General features: G+C 51.1%; 17 protein-coding genes and 1 tRNA gene. All 18 read right to left on the bottom strand.

The genetic code is table 11. The features are described from left to right. Window positions 1-152: 152 nt before the first annotated feature. The 18 genes from WC734_04535 to WC734_04450 all read right to left on the bottom strand — a co-directional run bounded on the left by WC734_04535 (window position 153) and on the right by WC734_04450 (window position 23,947). Entirely contained in the window at window positions 153-1,247 is a 1,095-nt protein-coding gene (locus tag WC734_04535) for a Fic family protein (GenBank protein ID MFA6198386.1), read from the bottom strand. Between the two features lie 165 nt (window positions 1,248-1,412). Continuing rightward, window positions 1,413-1,880, bottom strand: coding sequence for a DUF5666 domain-containing protein (locus WC734_04530; GenBank protein MFA6198385.1), 468 nt, complete (start codon window positions 1,878-1,880; stop codon window positions 1,413-1,415). A 170-nt stretch (window positions 1,881-2,050) separates the two neighbouring features. After that, window positions 2,051-2,794: a hypothetical protein gene (locus tag WC734_04525; GenBank protein MFA6198384.1), complete on the bottom strand. Its 744-nt coding sequence runs from the start codon at window positions 2,792-2,794 to the stop codon at window positions 2,051-2,053. 388 nt (window positions 2,795-3,182) lie between these two features. Continuing rightward, window positions 3,183-3,962 (bottom strand): ABC transporter permease subunit, encoded by a 780-nt coding sequence (locus WC734_04520; protein ID MFA6198383.1) that lies wholly within the window; start codon window positions 3,960-3,962, stop codon window positions 3,183-3,185. After that, the gene (locus WC734_04515; GenBank protein MFA6198382.1) at window positions 3,952-4,998 is read right to left on the bottom strand and encodes an ABC transporter substrate-binding protein; all 1,047 of its coding nucleotides are present in this window, start codon (window positions 4,996-4,998) and stop codon (window positions 3,952-3,954) included. The genes WC734_04520 and WC734_04515 overlap by 11 nt, the downstream gene beginning before the upstream one ends. Next, on the bottom strand, window positions 4,995-5,801 hold the full coding sequence (locus tag WC734_04510; GenBank protein ID MFA6198381.1) for an ABC transporter ATP-binding protein: 807 nt from the start codon (window positions 5,799-5,801) through the stop codon (window positions 4,995-4,997). Before WC734_04510 ends, WC734_04515 begins: the two co-directional genes overlap by 4 nt. A 449-nt stretch (window positions 5,802-6,250) precedes the next feature. Continuing rightward, window positions 6,251-6,595 (bottom strand): hypothetical protein, encoded by a 345-nt coding sequence (locus WC734_04505; protein MFA6198380.1) that lies wholly within the window; start codon window positions 6,593-6,595, stop codon window positions 6,251-6,253. Between the two features lie 165 nt (window positions 6,596-6,760). Further along, window positions 6,761-6,961, bottom strand: a complete 201-nt coding sequence (locus WC734_04500) for a hypothetical protein (protein ID MFA6198379.1) — start codon at window positions 6,959-6,961, stop codon at window positions 6,761-6,763. 450 nt (window positions 6,962-7,411) lie between these two features. Next, a tRNA-Asn gene (locus WC734_04495) sits at window positions 7,412-7,483 on the bottom strand. A gap of 34 nt (window positions 7,484-7,517) precedes the next feature. Continuing rightward, the gene (gene rpoD, locus WC734_04490) at window positions 7,518-8,768 is read right to left on the bottom strand and encodes an RNA polymerase sigma factor RpoD (protein MFA6198378.1); all 1,251 of its coding nucleotides are present in this window, start codon (window positions 8,766-8,768) and stop codon (window positions 7,518-7,520) included. A gap of 103 nt (window positions 8,769-8,871) precedes the next feature. Beyond that, window positions 8,872-10,671 (bottom strand): DNA primase, encoded by a 1,800-nt coding sequence (gene dnaG, locus WC734_04485; GenBank protein MFA6198377.1) that lies wholly within the window; start codon window positions 10,669-10,671, stop codon window positions 8,872-8,874. Between the two features lie 107 nt (window positions 10,672-10,778). After that, complete coding sequence (locus tag WC734_04480) at window positions 10,779-11,189, bottom strand: hypothetical protein (protein MFA6198376.1); 411 nt, start codon at window positions 11,187-11,189, stop codon at window positions 10,779-10,781. Between the two features lie 66 nt (window positions 11,190-11,255). Then, window positions 11,256-11,438 (bottom strand): hypothetical protein, encoded by a 183-nt coding sequence (locus WC734_04475; protein ID MFA6198375.1) that lies wholly within the window; start codon window positions 11,436-11,438, stop codon window positions 11,256-11,258. 401 nt (window positions 11,439-11,839) lie between these two features. Further along, entirely contained in the window at window positions 11,840-12,307 is a 468-nt protein-coding gene (locus tag WC734_04470) for a hypothetical protein (GenBank protein MFA6198374.1), read from the bottom strand. Further along, window positions 12,304-12,996: a hypothetical protein gene (locus tag WC734_04465; protein ID MFA6198373.1), complete on the bottom strand. Its 693-nt coding sequence runs from the start codon at window positions 12,994-12,996 to the stop codon at window positions 12,304-12,306. Before WC734_04465 ends, WC734_04470 begins: the two co-directional genes overlap by 4 nt. Before the next feature lie 6 nt (window positions 12,997-13,002). Further along, window positions 13,003-14,250 (bottom strand): FtsX-like permease family protein, encoded by a 1,248-nt coding sequence (locus WC734_04460; protein MFA6198372.1) that lies wholly within the window; start codon window positions 14,248-14,250, stop codon window positions 13,003-13,005. Window position 14,251: 1 nt separating this feature from the next. Further along, window positions 14,252-15,019 (bottom strand): ABC transporter ATP-binding protein, encoded by a 768-nt coding sequence (locus tag WC734_04455; protein ID MFA6198371.1) that lies wholly within the window; start codon window positions 15,017-15,019, stop codon window positions 14,252-14,254. Window positions 15,020-15,103: 84 nt separating this feature from the next. Next, window positions 15,104-23,947 (bottom strand): hypothetical protein, encoded by an 8,844-nt coding sequence (locus WC734_04450; GenBank protein ID MFA6198370.1) that lies wholly within the window; start codon window positions 23,945-23,947, stop codon window positions 15,104-15,106. Window positions 23,948-24,124: the final 177 nt, after the last annotated feature.

Raw genomic sequence — 24,124 nt, 5'->3', positions numbered from 1 at the left:
TTGCTGTGCAATAAGGTCAAATAGTAGCCAGTTTTATCTGACGAAGCTCGACGTCCGCGACGAGCGTAGTCAGAAAAATATCCTCCTATATTAGGAGAATATTCCACGAAGCTGAAGGGAGGCTGAATTAGTTATTAGGTGTAGTATATGAGTTATATGCCATCTACAATCTTCAATAGCGCACGAAACACATATATCTGATTTCTTTTCCTGGAACCGGCTGGCTGCAATATTTTCATGGCAATAAACTTATCGACTAAATTATATAGTGTTTGTGGACTCTTGGCACCTATATTTTTGCGTATCGTCGAGACCGAAATTACAGGATTTTTAAATATAAGATCTAACACCCCAACGGCATATCTAGACTGCATGTCATCGGTCTTTTCCTTGAGATTATCGTATAAGCGTATCATTTGAATAATTGTTTTTTTTGTCTCTAAAGATTGTATTGTTACTGCATTTAGGAAGAATTGAAGCCACCCCGTCCAATCATTATCACTACTCACCGAACGTAGTTGATCGTAATATACCTTTTTGTGACGCTCGAAATATTGGCTTGTGTAAAGCACGGGGTAGGGTAATATTCCTTTTTGATACAATTGCAACGGTATCAACAATCTACCAATTCTACCATTACCATCTGTAAAAGGATGGATAGCTTCAAACTGGTAGTGCGCTACCCCAATCTCTACAACTGGATCCTTTTCCATTTTACTATGAATATAATTTTCCCAATTGTGCAGTAGTGATGAGATCACTTGGGGTGGTGGCGGAATATATCTTGCCTCCTCAACTGGTCGTCCTGGCACCCCTATGTGCACTTGAATACGACGAATATTTCCACGATCCTTATTTGCTCCTCTTACAGAATTTAGTAGTATGCTGTGTATCTTTTTTAATAAGTTCTCTCCAATAGGTCGTACTTTCATTTCGGAAACTGCCGTTTGCATTGCCCAACGATAATTAATGATTTCCCTTATATCCTTATCCTTTTCACTTATCTGGCTAGTTTTCTGCTCTGCTTCATACCTGTAGACCTCCTCCAAAGTTGCCTGCGTACCCTCAATTGATGAGCTAGTTACCGCCTCTTTGGTCAACAAAGGAGCTGTCAACAATGCATGATTCTTGACATGAGTTAAAAGTCCACGCAGCTCACCTAACGCATCCCGCGCTTCTCCAATATCCTTTATCAGCAATTCGTAACTGAATTTTGGCGGTAATAATGGGGGAATAAATGGTTTCATTATTATTCCAATCGATTAGAGTTAAAAAACACCTATTCCAATATTAACAGTAATAATGGAACTAGTCAAGTTGGCTTCCAGTGTGATGGAATAACAAACATTTGTGTGACAAAAACAACCCCTCATCCTCCAGAGGTTGTTTTGGGTTTAATTGTTAGACCTGGGTTATTGCACGCCGTTCGGGATCATCCCTGCCCCAAAAGTGTTTGCGGGGTTGAGTTGGATGCTCTCGGCGGCGATGGAACCGTCGGAAGATTGGCTCCCCATAACCAACACCTGGTCTCCGGTTTGCAAGTCGTTTAACGTGCCAGTGGTGGTCTGACTGACTTCCGTCGCGTTGGACACCTTAACCTGGCTGGTGATGCCATTGCTGTCAACAACCGTGACGGTACTACCGGACAAGTCGGTGATTTCCCCGCTGACCGGCCGGAAACCGGCACCCGCTCCCATACGGCCGCCATTAATACCTTCCGGACGCTGACTGCCGGCACCGCCCATCGGTTGATTGAAGCCCGGCACGGCCGCGACCTTAGTGTGTGACTTCTGATACTGGTATCCGCCAAAGAATCCGCCGATTCCGCAAATCACGGCGGTGATAGCGATGCTTAATGTAATCTTCATGGCTGTGGGCATGTCTCGGGTCGATTAATGAAAGTATGTAATATGTTAGTTCCATGATAAAAATATTCATCCACTTTTAATTTATGCCCCATTGCTGAAAGCGGGCTGAATAAAAAAGAATCGCTCGTATCAAGGGTGATAATAAAGAATGCCCGCCAAGTGTAACCCGGCGGGCAATAAGACTATGCTGTGGTATTGTAGAACTTGGACCGGATGCCCAAGCTCCGAAGGATGAACTTCAGGTCCGGCTCGTGGGCGGCACCAAAGATGATGACGCCCCGCGTCTGATGCTGTGCCCGCAAAGTGCGGATCGTAGTAGCCACAGCCATGACGCTCCGGCTGGCACCCAATACCGTCAGCAGGTTGTTGATGTAAGGGTCGCTGAGATACTGATCCAGCTTCCCCTCCACAAACACCCCTTCGGCTGTCAGCAGGCTTTCCACTTCGCAGCCGAAGACCAGCGTGTTTCGGTGTTCGAGAGCATACCGCGTGCCACCATTCGATTGCATAAACATCGAGACCCGCCCGCGCATTTCTTCTTCGGCGGGTAACGGTAAGCCACGCTTCTGATAGAAAGCGCGCAGCAGCTGATACTGGCTCTCACCGTCGATCCTGGTCAGATCACAGCCTTCCATACCGATTACCGGATAGGCTTCCCGCTCCAGAATCAACTGGATCGCTGCTTGACTGCGCGCCATCCGCTCTGTTGGATCCGTACGACCGCTGGCATCCAAATGCTCTTGCAGGATAACGTCAATCTGCAAGCCCAGGGTTTCGTTCCAAGTCTGTCTGACCAGTTGATGCCAGGCTGGCAGATTGCGAATGCAATTCTGCAGAGGCGCCCGCAGATCATCCAGATTGCAGAACTGGGCGAGGAAGGCCGAGTCCGGCAGAAAGGCCGCTTTGGCGGTGTCCGCGGGAACCATAGGCCCATCGAGGATATACCGCGATGTGGTAAGTCGATGCATAACTCGATCGCGCATCAGCGGTCGCGTCGCCAGTAGCCCTCCGACCATGCCGAGCAGAATGATGGGAATGAGCAGCCGCCCATATCGGCGGCGATTCCGAATCTTGCGCTTCTTCTGTGCCAACTCCGCGCCCTCCTCTTGCGTGACCCCGGTCTATGACACCAACCATCTCATATTTACTCGATGGATTCGGCAGTATTTCATATTTTATTAAATTTGTCAATACTAAAACCCAAAATACCCCGGCTATCACGGTGTTATCATGTTTTAACTTAAGTATATTTTATTGCTACTTCTCCGCCACCAGCACCGCTTCCCGCCCCAACCGAGTAGTACAAACTTCACTTTATGCCCCCTCACGGACCATGCCCCATTTCACCAGCGTGGCCCGCTCCAGCCGGCGGAAAACCAATTGCTCCACCGTTACGCCAATGATGGCGATGGTGATGATGCCGCTCATGACCTTGGCATAGTCCATGGTCCATTGCGCCGACCAGATGTATTTGCCCAGCCCGCCGAATGTGCTGATCAGCATCTCGGCGGCGATCAGCGACCGCCACGCCGAGTGAAACCCCTGGCGCAAGCCAACGATAATCTGCGGCAGGGCGCCGGGTATCACCACGGACCGGATGATCTGAAGGCGGGACAAACCCAGGTTCTGCGCCGACATGATCCAGTAGGCATTCACATTGCGCACCCCGCCGATGACATTGTGGATCACCCGCAGGAATACGGAAATAGCCACCACACACCAGATGGCATTGCGGGTGAAACCCAGCGTCAGCACAATGAACGGCAGCCAGGTTAATGACGGCATGGCGTAGAATGCCGCCAGAATCGGACCGGCGATTTTTTGGGCTCGGCCCGATAGGCCGATGCCGATGCCGGCAACCAATGCCAGAGCGAACGCGGCCAGATAGGCCGGAATAACATTGAGCGCGCTGATCCCGATCAGCTTCAACAGCTGGCCGTTGCCGATCAGACGTATGAAGGCCCGGCCGGTGTCGTACGGAGTAGCCGCCAGCCATTTCGATACCCAGCCAAATTCAGTCACGCAAAACCAGACCAGCAGCAGCACGATGAACGGCAGTAACCCCCAGCCGATTGTTTTGGCTTTATTGCCCATAGATGTTTTGTTCGGCCGCCCGCAGTCGGTCCTGGAACCGCAGGTCAAAAAGTTCCGCCGCCGGCATCTCCCGGTTGATTATGCCCAGACCATATGCCGCCTTGATGGACGCGTCCAGGATGGTGGGATCAAGCCAGATATGCCGGTTGATGACCTGGTCGCGCCATGAGCCGGCAATGTCATCGACGGACAGGTCGATCGCCCCGGCCGACGCGGTGCGGGTATAGTCGGCGATGATCTGGGCGCTGGCCTCCAAGTTCTCATCGGTGTATTCGTGGGCGCGGATGATGGCGTCAATAAACGCCGAGGCGGCGTCGGCATTGCCGGACAGGTAATCCGTATTGATCAGCGTCATGGTAACGGTGGTGTATTTGGGATCTTGCGCGCTGGCGTATCCCCCGTCCTGCCAGGCTTTCAGCGGGACCGCGCCCGCGTCGAGCATCTGTTGACGCTGGTCGTATTGCAACGTGGCCGCGTCCACAGTCCGGTTCTGCATCAGCGCCAGCCCGCGGGCCGCTTTGTCCACGTCCAGAAATTTTATCGCTTTCACGTCGGCGCCCAGCTGTTGCAATGCCGTACTGACGACCAGACCGCCGTTGCCGTCGGCGCGGGTGGCAAATGTCTTATCGGCAAAATATGTCAGCGGCTGGTCGCTATCCTCGGGCCGCACGTAGAGAAAATGCGGACCGAAGCTGGAAAAAGCCAGGGCTTTGACCGGCGCCTGTTTGTCCACGGATATGAGCAGGTCGACGGTGGACAGTGAAGCGACATCCACCGTGCCGCCCGCCAGTGCCTGTTTGATCTCGCTGCCGGACCGGAACGGAACCAATTCCGCGTCCAAACCGGCGTCCCGGAAATAACCTTTTTCGGATGCTACGATGACAGGACCCACTATGGTGCTCTGTTGATAATTGTATCCGATTTTGATTGATTTGAGCGACCCGTCATTTGGGTCGACTTTGTTCCGGGTAACCATCCAGCCGATACCCAGACCCAGGATGACGACTGACAAACCAAGCATGATGTTGCGCCTCATAATTGATATTGAGTTAATAATTGTTCGTCCAACTCAGGTTCTCCTGCCGACTTGTTAAATTCTCCCGCCAGATCGTGCTTGATCCGCCTGGAGAAGCTTTCCAGATCCGCCGCCTGCGTACCCCGCCGGCTGCGCGGTCGTTCCAGGTCTATATGGTACACCGACTTGATCATGGCCGGCCGGGCCGTCAATATATACACCGTATCGGCCAAACGAACTGCGTCTTCAATGTCATGAGTGACCAAGACGATGGTCTGTTTCCGCATTTGCCAGATCCGCTCCAGCGTTTTTCTAAAAAATCTGCGATAATCAATGTCCAGCGCCGAGAATGGCTCGTCCATCAGCAGTACCTGCGGATTGGCTGCCAGCGACCGGGCCAGCGCCGCCCGCTGCTGCATGCCGCCTGATAGCTTGTGGGTGTACCAGCCTTTGAACTGGCTTAGTCCCACCAGGTCGATATAATACAGCGCCTGCTCCAGCTTTTGTTTCTCCGACATGTCCATGTTCGTCATTCCGAACAGTACGTTGCTCAGCACCGTCTTCCAGGGCAACAGAACATTGTGCTGGAACATCAGTATCCGCGACCGATCCGGCCGGGTGATGGGCTGTCCATTCATGGTCAATGCGCCGGAGGTGGGCATGATCAAGCCGGCCAGCAGCATTAGCAGAACCGTCTTGCCGCAACCGCTCGGCCCGAGTACGCACACAAACTCCCCGTCATGAACTGACAGGGTTACGTTGCTTAGTACGGCAAAATTATCGTCCTCCTGGTAGGTTTTACCGACATTTTCTAGCTGAAGCATGGAGATATGGGGACAGTGCGGCTGGAGCCGGCGGCGTGTCCAGGGGGGTTAAATAATGACGGCCCGCATGCATGTGGGCATCCGTAGTATTGTAACTCGGACGTTAAAAAATGCAATACCCGGCCGGTGTATTAGGCTATTTGGTTAACTTCAGATACTATTATTGTCCTAATAATTCACTGTTTTTAGACATACAACGGCGTGGCAACCCTTAGTAATACCTACTTGCTTGTCTGATAGTATCGGGGCAATTATCACTATGTTGGCAGTTTCATCGCAATTTTGCATTATCAATTTTGTATTTTGCCTGCCCGCTCTTGCCTCGCAGTGGCAGGCGGGAATTATTAATTTTTAATTTCTGTATAAAAAGAACTCACCTGCTTTCCCTCAAAAAGCTTGTGAGTTTTTGACCGTTAGGTCGGTTGACCGGGATCGGCCGCTAGACCGGCCTAGTCCTTCTTGCCCTCGCCGCCACCGTCGGTGCCGCCTCCCGCGCCGTCCGTCTCGCCACCGTCCGCTCCGGACTTCGCGCCGTCGACGTCGTCCTCATCCTCGTCCTCGTCATCCTCGCCATCGTCATCGGTCTGGTCGAGGTCCGGCGGTTCCCGCAGGATGATCACGACCTGCTCCGAGTTGATTGTCCGGCCCAGACTCGGACCGGAATCAAGCTCGGTCCAAACCTCATCGTCATCGCGCTTCACGTACCCGGCGGCTGCCAGCACCGCTTCGATCGTCGCATCGTCATCGACATCGACGAGTTCCCATCCTGTCACCACGGCCACTGCACGCAGCATAGGTCAATCCTCCCTGTGAGATAAGTCACCCCGAACCCACCGAATTGCATCCGCAACCGGTATGAACGTGTGTATCCTATACGATAAATAATTCGGTGTCAACTATCCTAAAAATCAGCTGGTCTTAAACATGCCAATGTATTCTGCGAATATTTGAGCAATCGGCTACAAACCTAAACCGGTGAAGTCGATGGCTTTAAGATAAGCCGGCAGCATAAACATCATCGCAATCAGCGGGATAATAAACACCGCCAGGCCAATGATGATTGACCAGAGAATATACTTGCGGGTGCGCTCAGTGGATTGGAGCACTTTCTGGAGCAACACTTCCTGCCCGGTTAGTTTTTTTTCGATGGTCGGTTCCATGAATGCATCATAGCACAATTTAAGATAGCTTGGGCACATCTCAACCGCCCGCACAGCACTCGTCATTGCGGGTCCGATGTCTGCATCGGGCGAAGCAATCCTGTTGTCCAGCCGAATACAAAATCCCTATAGCGCTCCGCGAGTCGGACTCCCCCGCCATGAAGGCGGGGTCCGCCTTTCTTTGATATATCAAAATTCAAGGTGGCGGAGAACCGACAGCCCCCGCCCGTCATCGCTTCGCATGAGCGAAGCTCAGGCGTAGCGGGCGGGTACCGGCCTGCTTCGCATTTCTTGCGGGGTTAACAGCCGGTTGCTCTTCCTGGGCAGCGCTCGCTCCTGCGCCCGCTCGGAGCGATCGGCGTTCGCTGTGCCTGCCGGTTTGCTCACTCCTGCCCGTCCCGTTTCGCGGGACCCATTGAGCTATCGATTAATTACAAAATCCCTATAGCGCTCCGCGAGTCGGACTCGAACCGACAGCCTACCGGTTAACAGCCGGTTGCTCTACCATTGAGCTATCGCGGAGCGCTATAGGGATTCGATTGTGAAGGTAATTTGTCTAGTAATCCCGCAGCTTTTTCATCCCGCCGTGCTCTTGAATCTTCTCCAGAGCCTTGGCTTCGATCTGCCGAATACGCTCGCGGGTGACGCCGAACTCCTGGCCAACTTCTTCCAGCGTATGCGATACGCCGTCCAGCAAGCCAAAGCGCATTTCCAGTATTTTCTGCTCCCGGGCGGGTAATTCTTTGATAATATCGTGGACGTGGTCTTTTAGCAACTGCAGGGCGGCCACCCGGTCCGGTGATAGAGTTTTATCGTCTTCAATGAAATCTCCCAAAGTCGACTCATCTTCCTCTTCGCCGACGGATGTTTCCAGCGATACGGTCTCCTGGGAAATCTTCATGATGTGCCTGACCTTCTCCACCTCCTGGCCCATTTCAGCGGCAATCTCTTCGGGTAGCGGTTCCCGACCCAAATCCTGGATCAGTTGGCGTTCAATCTGCTGGAATTTATTAATCGTCTCCACCATATGCACCGGGATGCGGATGATGCGCGATTGGTCAGCCAGGGCGCGCGTGATTGCCTGACGGATCCACCAGGTAGCGTAAGTCGAGAACTTGTATCCCTTGCGATAATCAAATTTTTCTACGGCACGGAATAAGCCGATGTTGCCTTCTTGAATCAAATCGAGCAATGACAGCGAGCGTCCGGTAAACTTTTTCGCGATCGAAACCACCAGCCTTAGATTGGCCTGAACCATCTTCTTGCCGGCTTCCACATCGCTGCGTTCTTTGCGCTTGGCCAGCTGAACTTCTTCTTCAGTGGACAACAGCGGCACCTTGCCGATCTCCCGCAAGTACATCTGAATGGAGTCGTCGGAAATATCGCTCAAATCGTAACGCTGACTTTCCAGTTCGGTCGCCTTTGTACTGGTTGCCTGAGTAGTGTGCGTATCGAGTATGCCGGCGTCGGATTCAACCACCTGCATGCCCTGCTGATCCAGCCGATCCAGAAAATCCTCGTACCGGTCCATGTATTCCTCCACCTCTGGAAACGCGTACAGTACTTCTTTTTCAGTCACGAAACCACGCACCCGGCCTTTGTGCAATAACATATTGACCGCGTGCTCGTCGAGTTCGACCAATTCGTGTTTGGGTGCTATTTTCTTCACAGCCTTGACACGAATATGAGGTTTTCTAATCGGGCGTTTCTTGAACTTTGGCTTGGGTTTCGACGCTGGTCGTTTCTTCTTGTGGACAATCGGCCGAGCCGGTCGCTTCTTCTTGAGTTTGGCTGGTTTTTTTGGCATAGAAAAGTCCTAACTTCCCAGCTGCCCGATTGCCCATGTCATCAGCGACCGGGATCAGGAAACTGGTGCCCCCGAGGAGGCGGCGTTAGTGTAATTAAAAACCTTACTCTGATTGACTGATTGATTCAGTCAAGTGTGTAATTTCCTTCGTCAATGTATCAATGGCCTCTGTTTTCCGATCCGCCTCGGCCTGGTGCAATTGCCGCTCCAGGCGTGAAATGGTATCGAGAAGCTGATGCCGTTTGAGGAACGGCAGAGCCTCCGCAAAGGTCTTTCGGGCTAGTTCGCTGACCGGTTCAGACAGCTCACCCGTTTGGGATTGGGCGTAGAGACGCAACCGCTCCGCTAATTGGGTTAATGTGGGGCTGTGTTGAACGAGTGATTGAACGAACTCCTCACTGCCAAAATGCTGATTTTTAGTATAATATATTATCATCTGCTTGTAAAGTTCGTCCCGGTTCTCACCCCGCAACTGTTCCGGCTCAAGCCGCTGGCTGATTCCTTCCAGCTGATCTGGAGCTAATAAGAGCAGGCCCAACACCAAATCAGTCAGTTGTTCCGGACGATTCTTGACCATGGTGGTTGCGACATTAGCTACGGCTTGGGTGCGAACGGTCTGGCCAGGTCGAGTTTGCCGTAATTTGTCCTGGAGAGCCTGTTCGGGAACGTTAATGGCATTAGCCAGCTGTTGCAAATAATGGGATTTTTCAATCGGATCGGGCAACCGGGCAATCAGTGGCAATAAAATCTTGGCCGTGTCTTTTTTACCCTGCACCGTGGCTGGTGGATGATCGGCTAATGTCTTGGCAAAGAAATAATCCATGAACGGCTTGGCTTGCTCAACGGCTCGCTGCCAAGCGGCCGGATCGCGGCGGATACATTCGTCCGGGTCTTTGCCAAAGGGCAGCTGGATTACCCGCGTCTCCATCTCTTGCTGCCAGGCCACTTCCAGACCGCGTTTGGCGGCTTCGAATCCGGCCGGATCCATGTCAAAAGACAAGGCCACGGCCGACGCGTATCGTTTCAGTAACCGAATCTGTTCGTTGGTTAGCGCCGTACCGCCCGAAGCTACGACGTGCTTAATGCCGGCTTGATGCGAAGACAGCGCATCCATGTAGCCTTCAACGACTACGGCTATCTTGTGATTCTTGATTTCTTGCTTGGCTAGATTGAGCGCAAAAAGAATAGTGCTCTTATTGTAAATCGCGGTTTGAGGCGAGTTCACGTATTTACCGGACTGGCCATCGTCCAAGCTGGGCAGTATTCGACCCCCAAAACCAACCACCCGGCCGTGCGCGTCGGCCAGCGGGAACATAATTCGGCCCCGAAAACGATCGTAGTGTCCATTACCCTTATCCTTCTTTATCGTCAAGCCGGCTGAAAACGTTTCATCGTCGGAGTAGCCCTGGCTCCGCAGAAAGTTTCCCAACTCATCCCAGGCCTTGAGAGCGAAACCGATTTCGAATTCTTCCAAAGTTTCGGCCAACACGCCCCGCTCCTTGAGATAATCCCGCGCCGGCTGGGCTTCGGGTCGTTCTAACAAAGTCTGATGATAAAAACCCGCCGCCGCCTGGTTTATTTCCAGTAGCCGGGTATTGCGATTCTCATTCTCGGGATTGCGCCGGCGCAGCTGCACTCCGGCTTTCTCGGCCAATAGGCGCAAAGTCTCGGGAAAGGTCATGCCCTCCATCTTCATCACAAAACCGAACACATCCCCGCCTTCACCACACCCAAAACAGTGCCAGATCTGTTTATCCTCGGACACCATAAAAGACGGCGTTTTTTCCTGGTGGAATGGGCAGTTGGCTTTGTAATTAGTGCCGGCCGGAGTCAGCTTAACGTATTCCTGGATGACTTCAACCAGATTGAGCCGCTGTTTTATTTCTTCGACTTGATTGTCCATCAGACGACAAAATTAGGCATTAACTGCCTTGAGAGTACGGGGTTTTGGGCGATTTGGCAAGAGTGATTACGCTAACCTTTTAATTAAAAGGTTAACAACCAAACAGGCTATTCCGAAATATTATCGCACGTGTACGCGCATACTGACGCGCAAATTCTAGCGCTCGGTTCACAAATGCTTCCGCATGTATGAAAAGTCCCGCCCCGCTGTCGGCAGTCGTTTTCGTAGGCGGCTATTTCTGCCGCTTCGGGAGCAACAATTGTGTAAACTACTTTTGTTTTATAATCATTTACGATGTGAACCGAACTCGCACTGTTCGTATTTGTGGCGCTATTTGTGTTCGTCGTGTTGCCACAAATAGTATCCGGCTGGGTAGAAATGGGGTGGCCGTGCTTTACCCACGCGCCGTTCGAGCAGATCCAAGTGTCTTCATCGCCACCCACTACCAAACGTAAAAACACTACAATCGCGGCCAACAAGATGAACGCCGAGATAATTATTATTAGTGGTTTTTTCATAAATATTCGGTTGGGCTATACCGAAATCACCCATACAGTAATTATACGCCGATTGTTTTTGATCGTCTATTGATACAGAACTTCCAGCGCCCGATAAACCAGCATCGCCGGCCAAACCAGCGCCTTGAGAAAACCCAGCACGCCCAGCCAAAACCCGGCCGCGTGACCGATGTAATAGACCGCCGCGCCGACCAAACCCAGTCCGTAGACCGCACCGGCCGGTCCGCTTTTTTGCATTTCGTGGGACATGAATATTGTTTATTTAATTATGTTCATAATTAGCTCAGTTGAGGATTGATTTTTCTAACCCGCAGCAACATTATAAGTACCGCGATGGCTGGCAACAGATACGCAATATCGAACCACCCGATCTGGTCAGCTAAGGTTAATATTATGTTCGCGACCATAAGACAGACTAACAGCCAATAGGCCAACTTGCTTCCGCGACTCATGAGATATGTCAGCATTGTCAACAGAACCGCATTTCCAATTGCGCCGGTAAAATAGAACCATCGATAATCTGATTCTCGAAACAGCCACATTGCACCAAAAACTACCCAAAATGCCGCAATTAGATACAGCGTTACACGGGTGGCTCTGAGTAGTCTTATAGAATTATCGGCTAAACCTTCTCGATGGCGGTTGACTTATTACTTAATGCTTTTATAATTTTTTACCGTCCCGCAGTAGAAAAATAATGACCGACAGCAGTTTTCGTGGTTGCTGCGGCAGACTTTTTCAAATGTAACGCTAACCTTATCACCCACGAAGATGCGAAATTGTTCCCGCGCCGAATCATAGCTGCCCAAGCCGACTTCCTGATTATTGGTAGTGAGAATACCGTATGATTCGCTGGGGGTCTTGTAGCCCTTTACGAACACCGTTCCCTCAACCGTTACTTCGTTATTTGTCACCACGTTTACGTCATTAGCATTGTCATTTTCATTGACGTTCGTGTTGCTGTTCGAGTTGGCGTTGTTGTTTATATTAGCGACTGCATTATTATTGGTGTTTGCGTTTTGATTGGTAATATCTTTATTATTTAACCAGAAGTACGCTGCCACACCACCCGCCACTATTACGATAACGGCAATTATTACGATGTATTGCTTTTTCATGATGGGTTATTTTGAATAATGGGTAATTGCTTGATAACCTGATCCGCCCGGACAAAGAATTTTAATTCGGATAAAAACTCCTGGGGCAAAGCGCCCATATTCATCATCGTCGTCAGCAAGCCAATCCAATAATTACTGACGAATATCAATTGGGGTGGCTGGTTCGGGTGGAACCGGTGATTGCGCAGGTGGGCGATCGCCCGCATCAGGATCATCAGCGTGCCCAAACCACCGCGAAATATTACGACAATTGGCGCGCACGTGGCTAATAATTCGATTCGCGGCGTTGGTGAATTCACAATAGCGAATTTACCTTTTTTTGTTATCTGATCTTTTAGTTCTGGAAATATTATACCCATCAGGTTGTCACCGGCTATTTTGGCAGTTGCTTGCATTATGCCCGTGTTCCGGCCGCCATTGATAACTATCCCCTGGCGCTCGATTACCGCTGCCGCCACCGCAGCGGCTTCTTTGTTGGCTGGATGATCGGGACTCAAGGTACCGCTGCCGTTGATAGACACCACCAGCCCCTCACTCTCGAAAGTGGTTAACAAATCCTTTGATGACCGATGGATCGATACCCAATTTTGGGAATTTTTTACATTGGCGCCTTGCAGCAACTCGCCCAGTGTCCGCCTTTTCCGCTTGACATACAGCCGCGGCAAACTATCATTTATTTTGGTTGCCATATATTTTTATTCGTAACGTAAAGCATCGAGCGGATTAATCTTTGACGCGCGCCGGGCGGGGTAATAACCGGTAATCACGCTGACTACGAATGAGACAGCTAGCACGATGGCGATGAATATCGGCGGTGTATAAAATATATCCACTCCATCACCGCCGACTTTGTGCGCAAGAAAATTCAGTCCATAATTCGCACCCTCGCCCATGGCGAAGCCCACACCAATGCCAATAATACCGCCCACCATACCGATCGTTATTGATTCCACTAGAAACAAACGGTATATATCGCTTGAAGCGGCTCCGAGCGATTTCATCAAACCGATTTCACGAGTACGTTCAAGTAGCGATACGGTTAAGGTATTTAACGCGCCGACCGCGGCGACAAACATGGCAATTCCGCCGAACGCGCCCATAATAATTTCAAATACCATAAATATCTTGTCAATCTGGCCGACCGTATCAGCTACGGAGTCCACCTGATACCCCATCGATTCGATTTGTTTGCGCACTTCGGGTAATTTAGATTCGTCGGTTACCTTGATCCGAGCGAGGTTGTACTCTTTTACTTTTTCCGGATCAACTTTCACCTTGGCGGCACTGTACTCTGGAGTGAAACCGATGGTTTCTAGAAACTTGATCGGCGCATAAACAATAGTCAGCTCCTCGTCATTAATCACACCGGCAATGGTAACGTCGATTTCCTTGCTAACCAAATTCTCTTCCGTAGTACCTTCGAGCTTCTCCGGTACCAATACCTTCAGTTTAACTTTTTCACCGACCGCCGCTTCCGGATCTCCGATGTTGATAAGATTCAACGCCGTCGTCGTGATGAATATTTCCTTTGCATCCGAAGCTGTAAATTCTTTACCAAAGCTTATTTTTAACCCTTCCAATGAGATGAATTTTGGGTCAATGCCATAGATGGCAACATCGGTAACGGCGTCTTGATTAGCGATTTGGCCCGATAAGCTTAATGACGGGCTGACATCCTGAACGCTGTTGATTTTGTTGAATTGATCGATAGTTTTATCATTCAGCTCGAGTAAGGTCGATTCGCCTTTGGAAACATCCAATACGGTTAATGCCTCGGCGTTGGTTACCTGGCTCTTGATCATATTCTGGAGTCCGAAGCCAAGTGAAAGCAGAAACACGATCAGCGCGATACCGACTGCCATACCGCCAATCGTTAAAAAGCTTCGAAATTTTCGGCGCCTCAAATTCGATCCGGCCAGAAAAAATGTATAGGTCAGCTTCATATCAGCCCATGCCCTCGGTGATAACGCCGTCCTTGACGTAGATCGTCCGTGAAGCGTAACTCACGTATTCAATATTATGCGTGACCATAAGAATGGTCTTATGGTATTTCTCGTTCAATTCCTTAAAAAAACGCATAACCTTGTCCGCCGAAACAGAATCCAGGTTCCCGGTTGGTTCATCAGCGACAATGACCGGCGGATCATTAATCAGCGCCCGGGCTAATGATACTTTTTGCTGCTGTCCACCCGATAGCTCGCTCGGTATGTAGTGGGCGTGATCATCCATTCCCATTTCTTTGAGACGCGCCCAGGCCTTGGGCATTCTTTCCTTGCGCGGCCGACCCTCAATGGCCAGAGGCAAGGCTACGTTCTCGATAACATTGACGCAACGTACCCAGTCTGATTTCTGAAAGACAATGCCAAAGACCTTATGGCGGTATCGCGCCATTTCATTCATCTTTTTTTTGGTAATATCCACCCCCTGGAGCATGACCTTGCCTGACGTGGGGATTTCTAAACCCAGCATGGTATTGAGCAGAGTTGATTTGCCGCTCCCAGACGGACCCAGTAGCAATACAAACTCCTCCGGGTATAGTTTGACGTTGACGTCTTTTAATACCGGAATAATGTTCTTACCGACCTTAAACATCTTATTTACGCCCACTACCTCGATGATCGGCTTTTTCGCGGGTTCAACCGGCGCAGAAATCGGTACGGTATCAGGTACGGGGGGTAATGGTTTCGATTTTGTTTTTACAACATCAGGCATCACTCAGATTTTAAGAAAGTGATGCGCATATTATAACACATCCCGCCAAAAACACATAATCGGCGTGACTATATTAGGACTGTCCTAAAACAGTTTCCCGATATTCCCCACCCAGGAGAATGTTTCTTCCAAATTACCAATAATCAGTTGGAGGAATGATTCACGCTTTCGAGACGTCAGCACTGAATATGAACCGGATTTTGTCTGGTTGCCGGCCTTGTCCTTTGACACCACTCGAAAATGATAAGTCTTGGCGGGTGAGAGCTCAGCAATAACAACCAGATGTTCCATAACCAGCTCGGCGGCTTCCTCGGTTTGATCGGTGAAGTCGCTGCCTGATAGGCCCACGCCATAATCAACCTGTGAGGTGGTTGGCTCGTTGGTCTTCCAGCTGATAATAATCTGTATTTTCGATGATTCGCCGGAGCCGATTGTATTTGATTCCGATTTTACCCCAAATACTTCGGGCGGGGTGGTATCTTCGAGTGTGGTGAATTCGCTTTCAGGCGAAATCGCCTCGTAGCCAAACTGGTCGGCGCCGCGTACTTTGTATTTATAGCGGGTAGCGTCTTCCAGGCCATACAGCAAGATCGAGTGTTCGGTAACTAGAGCCGTATTGCCCTGGGTTTTAGGCGGAATCACGTCGCCATAATATTCGACACTGGACGTGGTGGGCACGTTGGTCTTCCACGTCACCTCGGTTTGTCCGGCTGATTTATTCTTGGCGGATACTTCGGTGATCTTCGGGAAAGTCAGCGTGGTAAAGGTATAATCGTCGGACGCAATTGGATTACCATTGCGATCCTGGCCACCGATCCGCAGATGATACATAGTCCCATCTTTCAAGTTTTCTAATTTGACCGTGTGCGCCAATGCGTACGAACCGGATAGGTCCGTGTATGAGAGGCCATAATTGGCCGTTGTGCCATAACTAATCACCGCCGTTGCTTCCTTGTTGGTACTCCACGTAATCATTGTGTCACTCAACCGGATATCAGAAATCTTGACATCGGACACTTTGGGCGCCTCCAGGGTGATGAATTCTCCGATTTCTGACAAAGCTATGTTTTCGTCCACATCGATGCTCTTCACCTGGTAGTAATACTTGGTCGAAGCCTTCAGGCCGGTTACTTTTACTTCGTGCTTGATGACTAAATCGGCCGTACCTTGTTCCTTGCTGACCCCTTCCTTCGTCAGTCCAAATTCGACGAATGATGAAGCCACGCGTTCGGTCTCCCATTTGACACTGGCCGAGAATGAGTCCGGCGTTACCGACGGCGCGACGGTGAAAGCCGGTGGTTGCGTAAAGCGCCCCTCTGGTTTCTTTGATACCGGCGTAGTTGACACCGAACTGGCCCCAGCTGAATCTTTTGTGACTATCTTGTAGGTATATTTTTTCTCGTTATTCAACCCTGTATCAAGATAACCCGTTGATCGTGTTTCCGATATCATGGTATAGGTAGCTCCGTCATCGTCCGAACGATAGATTGTGTAAGTTATATCGCTGGTAGCCGCATCTGAAGACTGGACCTCACCCGACGCAGAGATTGGCGCATCCCAGGTCAATGTGATACTAAATCGTTTCGCATCACGATCAGAGGAGTCAATTATAGTGGTATTGCGCGGCAGGCCGGGCGGCGTGGTGTAGGCTTCAAAATCGACCGAAGCATAGCTGGAATAGTCTACGTTTCCGCTGTCATCAACTGCCACGACGTAGAACGTATTTTTACCTTGTTGCGTAGCTGCCGCGTAAGGACCGAACGAAGTACTGGTGGTGAATTGCACGTTATCAGCCGTCGGTATCGTGTTAACCACGAAGAAATATCCCGAAACTGTCACCCCCTCATCGGTCGGCGGAGACCAGCTAAATTTGAACGAGTTGCTGGTATTGGTGGTGGGCGTCGCGGTTAAATTAATCGGTGCCGAGGGAGCGCCTAAGGTCTCAAAAGTGTAATCGGAGGATTCGCCCTCGTTGCCATCAACGTCAGTCCATTTTACCTTGTAGTGGTAGGTTGTATCGGCGGTTAGTCCAGTCAATGCTACCTCGTGTTCGTTTACCAGTTCGGAGGTACCCGTTTCTCCGCCATAACCCGAAGTAGTTCCGTACTCAACGAACGACGATGCCGGATGCGCAATCAGTTCGCCATCCTGTCCCGTGTCATCCAGCGTCAACCATTGGATGGTGGCGGATCGTATGCGAGCCTGTGCCGATGGCTGTCCGCTCATCAGCGGCGCGCTTTTGAATTTACCTTCCGGTTTCATTGCCACGACCGCCGAATTGCCAGATATTGTGTCGCCGCTGCCAGTCGCGCGAACTAAGTATTGGTAAGTTATGGTTTTGTCCAGCCCGGTGTCGAGATATCCCAGCGTGTTGACCGTAGCAATATTGACATAATTTGCCGGTGGATTGTCGATAGCCGACGGGCTATCGCAATTCGTGCCGCTTTGTTCACAGCGGTATACATTGTAGCCTGCGACACCGGAGCCGACGTCTTCCGGCTCATCCCAGGTCAGCGTGATTGAGTAGCGATTCGCGGCCCTGTCCGATGAGTCGATAGCCTGCAAACCAGCGGGTATGCCCGGAGCGTTGGAACTAAAGTAATATGGCAGGCTGATCGTATTGTCATAATCAATATTATTGATGACATCAAGAGCTACGACATATATTGTGTTCATCCCCTGAATTTTAGCAGCGGAAAATGAGGGCAATATTCTGGTGCTGGTTTGAGAGCTGGTCGTCCAACCGCCATCAGCAGAAGGAGTCGCGCTGCCACCATAGTTCGTGCCGCAATTGGTCGGACTGGGCACCTCGTTTATCGTATAGCAATAGCGCTGGATATCAGCCGCGTCGCACGGCGTCTGTCCCAAACAAGTGGCAGGTAAATTCCACTCAAACGAGAAACTGTTTGTGTCCTGCTGAGGAGCCATTTCGGTCGTTGATGGATCGGCAGTTAGGTTCTGTGGAGCGGTCGGTGCATCGCCCGCATAATAGAAAACGATCGTCGCATAATCAGATGAATAGTTGTTGGCATTGTCGTGCGATCTGAGATAGAAAGTGTTCCCGCGGGTATCGGCCGCCTGGACACCGGAAACGGACAACGATGAAGTGCAATTTTCCGTACCGGCTTCACCGACTTTGTAGCAGTACTCCAAAACTCCCGACCCACCCGTGTCCGAGCTGGCCGACCAAGCAAACGCGTAACTATTGGTAGACGAATAGCTCGATGGGTTGACCGATAGTCCGGTCGGTTTGGATGGCAGGCCGTTATCAACTTTGAATGTAAACGCGGTCACGGCCGAATCGGTGATATTGTTGCTGCGATCCACAGTCTTTAAGCGCAAGTAATAAGTACCGCTAGTCAGGGCGGCGCGACTCTGCGTTTCCGCGAACCAGGATCCGGTTGTACCACCGACCGCACTGTAAAAGTTAGTATTATTTACATATGCCAGATTCGTTGCGTCACTGGCATTATTCACGGGATCTTTTGTTACATCGGTACCAAAGTATACATAGAAACCATTCAGACCAATACCGCCCGCGTTGTCGCTAGTGGTCCATTCGAAATACGGAGTCAGATCATTAGCCCAGTCGTCATCAGTGATCGATGTAACTTTGTCATCATCCGTGAACGCACTGACCGGCGCGGACGGATTGTCCGGGGCGATCGCGTCCAAATAATACTTCCAGGTCACTGAATCAACTAACGGTGTCAAAACCTGGTCCGACTTTAAAGATACCTTGACTTGGCCATACCGAGCCACGGTCGAAGCCACGGTCGAATAATCGACTCCGGAAATCGTCCTGTTGTTTGTAACGTCGGTCCACGACCCCCAGTTGACATTATTCGCGTCGTCAGCACAGGCGTCATTGGAGCAGGTTCGCGTCTCGATTGTATATGACGTATCCGCCGCTTCGGTCATGACCAGCTCCAGCCCGCTGTATCCATACACGCCCTGGCTGTTACCGCCACTGTTGAAATCAATGATGCCAGATGTCCAGGTGCCACGCCGCTCGAATCCGGTAACGGGGTTGCCACTGCCATCAACCGTAGCCACGACATACCGATCAAGTGCGGAGGTCGTCCCACCCCGTGCGCCAAAAATAACATTCTCGTTCACCAGCGGTGTGGCGGGATCGTCCCAAGCGGCCATATCACCAGCCGAATACGTTTGTAGTACAGTCTGCGTCGTCCATACGCCATTCGCGTCTCCGTCTGGATCCAGCACGTACATATTGGTATTGGTCGTGCCAACCGGGACAAGCAGGTTGTTCAGACTGTCGACAACGCAAGCGCTGCCCGCGATCGGCGCCGGGTTGGGCGTATTTTCCACATCGCTGGTCCAGGCATACTGCCCGTCTCCGGCCGTCAGCCGGTAACGATAGACCTGCTGATTGGTCGTGCCGGAACCACGGACCACGTAGATGTAATCCACGTCGTCAGCCGGACTCTCTGTCCCGTTTTCATGAGTCAATTTCACGGCGCAAGAGCCTGTTCCGACCGCGGCCGGCACTGGATCGGAAATCGGCGCCACGCTGATGTCGGTCCAGCCGTCGCCTGCTATATCGTCGGTAATGTCGTAGGAAAAAAACTTGGCCGAACCGTTCCCGTAAGTCGCGTAGATGTTGTCAGTCCCGTCAAACACCAAGTCAGCCCCCTGGACCGGCTCATACTGAGTTCCGTCCGTATGGCTTAAATTATCGAGCCTGGTCCAAGTGTTAGACACAATGCTGTAGCGATAAAAATATCCCAGCTGGTCAGCCTGTCCCTCTGTCCCGGCTAATACGTAAATTCCATCCAGAGCGTTATTAGAATGATTCACGTACTCGCCATCCGCCCCAGCGCCGAGATTGTGCGGGATGTCGGTCAGCTGAACCCAGACGTTGGTCCGCGGATCGAACGACCACCACTCCGAATATCCATTACCCCTAGACGTGTAAATCAAGCCGGTAGCCGGGTCGGTCACCAGGATCGCGTTATTATAACCGGTGGTCGCGTACTGGTACGGGATGCCTGGAGTATCCGCCCAAGTATTTTCATCTATGTCGTACTTATATACCGCCTGTTCGGTATAACCGCGGAACAAATACAAGGTGCGCTCGGCAGGCACATACCCCATACCCTGCTCACTCCCGTAATAAATCGCAGTCGGCGTGTCAGCCATCCATTCCCATGAATTGTTGACCACATCGTAACGAAGGAAATCATTTGATACTATTCCGCGACTCAGATACACATATCCCTCGACCCGCCGAGCTGAAGCACCATCCCCGATCCAGATCGGCACATTGGCGACGTAATCCCAAGAATTCGCCGTGATACCGTACTTATAAAAATCCGTGTCATTGTTACCACGCGTGGCGAACAAGCAGCCGCCTGAATCCTCGCATCCGGCGCCAGTGGGATAATAAACTAGCGTCCCACCCAGCCCGATGGTTTGGTCGACGCTGGATAGCTGGGTCCAATTATTCGCCCCAGTCCCGTATATTTTATACTTGTACACATTGATTCCTGGTGCGGTGCTTCCTGCTAGTAAATAGATGGTATCGTCTCCATTCCAAGCCATGGCGCTGCCTGACCCAAGATTGATGTCCGTGGTATCCAAAGTCGTCCAAGTATTGGCGGCTATGCCTTCGCCCGCGTTACCGCCAACATTGTACCGCTGGAATGTGGTCGTACCAGTACCACGCGTAGCAAATAAACAGCCCGTCACGTCTGTGCACGACGTACCATTGGCCGGGATATATATGGAGCTTGACCCAGTGGTAACGTTGGAGCCGTAGTTCGCTAAGCTCGTATAGGTCTTAGAGGTCTTGGAATACGAAGCAAATGTCTGGGTAGCGGTTCCGCGCAAGATGTAGAACGTGTCGGTTCCGTCGAAGATTATGCTGGCGCCATTATTCACGGTCCAAGGTAGAGCCGCCTCAGTGGTCCAAGTACCGTTGGTAACAGCAGTTAAGCGCATAGTGCCATCTGTTGTTGCGGTGGTATTTGAAAGAGTCGTACCCGTCGACCAATCTCCCTGGCTGGTCCAGATCGAACCCGTACTAATAGCCTGCGCGATACCGGTATATGTATAGGTATAAAGCGTAACTGGCACGGACACATTACCTGCCGCGTCTTTGGTTGCGACCCGCAAATAATATGTCGGCCCAGGCGCAGCGGTCTGTAGGGGAGTGTTGACTGTATAGGTACTGCCCGTCTGAAAATACGCTTCGCTGCCCGTCGGATCCAGGCCTGGCGTAGTTGTCCAGGCCACGTAATATCCACTCAACGCCGACTGGAGCTCAGTCACGCTGGTAAATTTAAAATGCGGATTAACGTAATAATAAGTACCGGCATTGTCCGTCAGTCCAACCGCTTCGCTAGAATCAGCATAAGCATCAACTGTTGGATTATCTGGCGCTGTTGAATCCTTCTCATAAGTTATAGTCAAATCCGACAGCACCGGTGCATCGTCCCCAGCTGCTGAATTTAAAACTGCTTTCACCTGGATATAACGAGCCGGGCTAGAGTCGATCGCGTCATCGCCCTCGACCTCATCCCAAGCCGACCAGACCACCGCGTCAGCTGATGTGCGCGTTGAAAACGTGATAGTATTGCCGTTCAAGGTCGTGGTTGCGGTCAGTGAGGTAAACGAGCCGACGTAGTCTAAGTCTATCGGGGCAGAAATCCAAGTAGCCGCGGGTATATACTCGTTTTCGGTGGTGTTGAACTTGTGAATTCCGACCGAGCTGGTGCCGGGAGCGCCAGCCGCGCCGATATACGCGATGTTATTCACGTCATCGTGCGCGATCGACTGGGAATACCCGTAGCGCTTTGGCAGATCAGCGATTCTGGTCCACGAGTCATTAGCTACGCTGTAACGCCAAAAATCTTTTTCATACTTGCCTGGAATGGCGTAGATAAAGTCCGCAGTCAGAGCGTTATCGTCATAATCCATCACGCCGGTATAATAACTGGCTGTAGGCAGGTCGGTTTTTTTAATCCAACGCGAGCCCGACGCTTGGGCTGGATCGAACATGAAAAAATTCCCGCGGTCATACCCGGCCAGAGCGTAGACATAATTATTATTCCCCGCAGTCAGGGCGCCGCCGTAATAAATACCTTCGGTATGAGTTTCGCCGGTGTTTGGAAAATCGTCGTTCTGGGTGAAGGCCGCGCCGACATACTGGTAAAAATCATCCGTGTTGTTGCCGCGCAGCCAGTAAAAAGTGTTGTCGGCCGTGCAGGCAATGGACGAACCGTAGCTGGCTGCTACTCCGGTGGCAATACTCGTGCCCCAAGTGTTGGTGCCGATATTGTATGTATGGATATAATTGCCGCCCGCTCCGCGGGAAATGAAAATATTATTATTCGTGTCATAGCAGATCGAAGCGCCCGCGCCCGTACTTCCGCCGTTAGTGTTGGTCGCGTCATTCAGGGCGATCAATGAATCCCAAGCGTTATCTCCGATCCGGAAACGGCGGAACCCGCTGCTGGCCGGCTGGACAACATATAAACAGCCGGTACGCGTGCCGGTCTGGCCGTCGTTGCAATCAGGACTGTCCACCGCGTCGGAAACGTACGCTATGAGACCGTCGGCGTTCGTGCCTGCGGCCAACGGATTGAGAATCACATCCCAGTGGGCGGGCGCGGACAAATCATAACGACCGATCTCCGGTACGCCGCCGAATGTGGCATAGATAAAACCATTCAAATATGCCATTGACCCGCCATTGGCTATCGCGCGTCCCGGATCAGGCGGGGTGGTCACCCAGGTGGACCCGGGCGAATAGCTCATGAAGTCGACATTGTTGCCCCGGAAAGCGTAAATGACATCGTTGGCCTCGTCCAGAGCCATAGCCGAACCGGAACTGATCGTACCCGGCGCGTTGGCAAAACCCGTGAACCAAGTCCCGGTCTCGATGTCAAAGCGGAAAAAAGCAGTGGAGTTTCCTTGGAACGCGTAGACACACCCAAGATTGCATGTATCACTGTATACGACATCAGAATAGACCAATGGGTGATAATATACCGCGCCCGAAATGGGATCTGGCACGGAAGTACCGACCGACCAATGAGCGGTAGTAATATTATATACGAAGACATTAACGTCGTTCCCGCCCTGAACCGCGTAGATTTTATTGTTGCCAGCCGCAACCAGGTCAGCGTTGTACAACCAAGGCTGAGGCGCATCTTCCAAGCTTGACCAGGTGTCCGTGGCAATATCATACGCAAAAAAATGGGCTGTGGCGTCAGTTGTCAGGGTGCCATCACTGCCGTTAATCGCATAGATAACACCGTTGCGATAAGTCAGGGCCGAACCATGATAAAATTCGGTCGGCGCATTGGCCAGCTGCTTCCAAGTTGCCAAATCAGGATTGTAGCGAAAAAACTCCGGCTGGTGTCCACCGATGATCATGTACAAATAGGTACCATCGCTTACGATGTCAGTTCCGATATCAGCTGGTTCCTGACCAAGATCAAATCGACCCCGAATGTCTTCTGGAAACTGCGGCGTGGATACATCCCAATTACCGACCCCGCCGCTCTTTACCGTCATTGAACCTGCGGTCGTGGTTATGTCTATGGTGCCGGGCTGATATTCGCCAGCCTCCCAATCAGCCCGCGTAGTAAGCACCGCTTGTTCCGAAGTCGCGCTGACCCAGTTTGTATAATAATAAACTACCGCGCCACCAAAAAGAAGCACGAGCGTTGCGATACTAGCGAGCTGCCAGCGATTGAACTGCCGCACCCGGAATGTTAATTGATACCAAAACGACGGCACGACCAATAATGTGGTCCGTCGTCGCGTATTTGAAGTCTTGTTATCCTTCCGATCGGACCGTCTGCGTTTGGACAGATGTCGAAATCCGACCTGCCATTGTTTTTTCCGGTCGATGGTCGTTTTTCTTTTTAGTTTTTCTCGCGTTTTTCGCCCCTTCAAGGCTGATTTCGTTTTAATTTTCGCCCGTAACACAAACCAATTCCAGCAGAATACACAACCTCGCTTTTTGTAGCGATTTTTGTGTATAATTATCCAGATTTCTATATACAGTATAGCACGTATTTTGTACAATGTCAATTATTTGTTGTAATACAAAAAGTGCCACCCAGATTCAGC

The sequence above is a fragment of the Patescibacteria group bacterium genome, assembly GCA_041661625.1.
Taxonomy (GTDB): Bacteria; Patescibacteriota; Patescibacteriia; order JAHIZJ01; family JAHIZJ01; genus JBAZUB01.
This window is presented reverse-complemented; position numbering and strand designations above follow the sequence as displayed.

Excerpts from the sequence above, each read along its gene's own strand:
- WC734_04505 (MFA6198380.1), bottom strand. The coding sequence starts at position 6,595 with ATGCTGCGTGCAGTGGCCGTGGTGACAGGATGGGAACTCGTCGATGTC.
- WC734_04460 (MFA6198372.1), bottom strand. The coding sequence starts at position 14,250 with ATGAAGCTGACCTATACATTTTTTCTGGCCGGATCGAATTTGAGGCGC.
- WC734_04535 (MFA6198386.1), bottom strand. The coding sequence starts at position 1,247 with ATGAAACCATTTATTCCCCCATTATTACCGCCAAAATTCAGTTACGAA.
- WC734_04500 (MFA6198379.1), bottom strand. The coding sequence starts at position 6,961 with ATGGAACCGACCATCGAAAAAAAACTAACCGGGCAGGAAGTGTTGCTC.
- WC734_04525 (MFA6198384.1), bottom strand. The coding sequence starts at position 2,794 with ATGGTTCCCGCGGACACCGCCAAAGCGGCCTTTCTGCCGGACTCGGCC.
- WC734_04480 (MFA6198376.1), bottom strand. The coding sequence starts at position 11,189 with ATGAAAAAACCACTAATAATAATTATCTCGGCGTTCATCTTGTTGGCC.
- WC734_04530 (MFA6198385.1), bottom strand. The coding sequence starts at position 1,880 with ATGCCCACAGCCATGAAGATTACATTAAGCATCGCTATCACCGCCGTG.
- WC734_04510 (MFA6198381.1), bottom strand. The coding sequence starts at position 5,801 with ATGCTTCAGCTAGAAAATGTCGGTAAAACCTACCAGGAGGACGATAAT.
- dnaG (MFA6198377.1), bottom strand. The coding sequence starts at position 10,671 with ATGGACAATCAAGTCGAAGAAATAAAACAGCGGCTCAATCTGGTTGAA.
- WC734_04470 (MFA6198374.1), bottom strand. The coding sequence starts at position 12,307 with ATGAAAAAGCAATACATCGTAATAATTGCCGTTATCGTAATAGTGGCG.
- WC734_04515 (MFA6198382.1), bottom strand. The coding sequence starts at position 4,998 with ATGAGGCGCAACATCATGCTTGGTTTGTCAGTCGTCATCCTGGGTCTG.
- WC734_04475 (MFA6198375.1), bottom strand. The coding sequence starts at position 11,438 with ATGTCCCACGAAATGCAAAAAAGCGGACCGGCCGGTGCGGTCTACGGA.
- WC734_04465 (MFA6198373.1), bottom strand. The coding sequence starts at position 12,996 with ATGGCAACCAAAATAAATGATAGTTTGCCGCGGCTGTATGTCAAGCGG.
- rpoD (MFA6198378.1), bottom strand. The coding sequence starts at position 8,768 with ATGCCAAAAAAACCAGCCAAACTCAAGAAGAAGCGACCGGCTCGGCCG.
- WC734_04520 (MFA6198383.1), bottom strand. The coding sequence starts at position 3,962 with ATGGGCAATAAAGCCAAAACAATCGGCTGGGGGTTACTGCCGTTCATC.
- WC734_04455 (MFA6198371.1), bottom strand. The coding sequence starts at position 15,019 with ATGCCTGATGTTGTAAAAACAAAATCGAAACCATTACCCCCCGTACCT.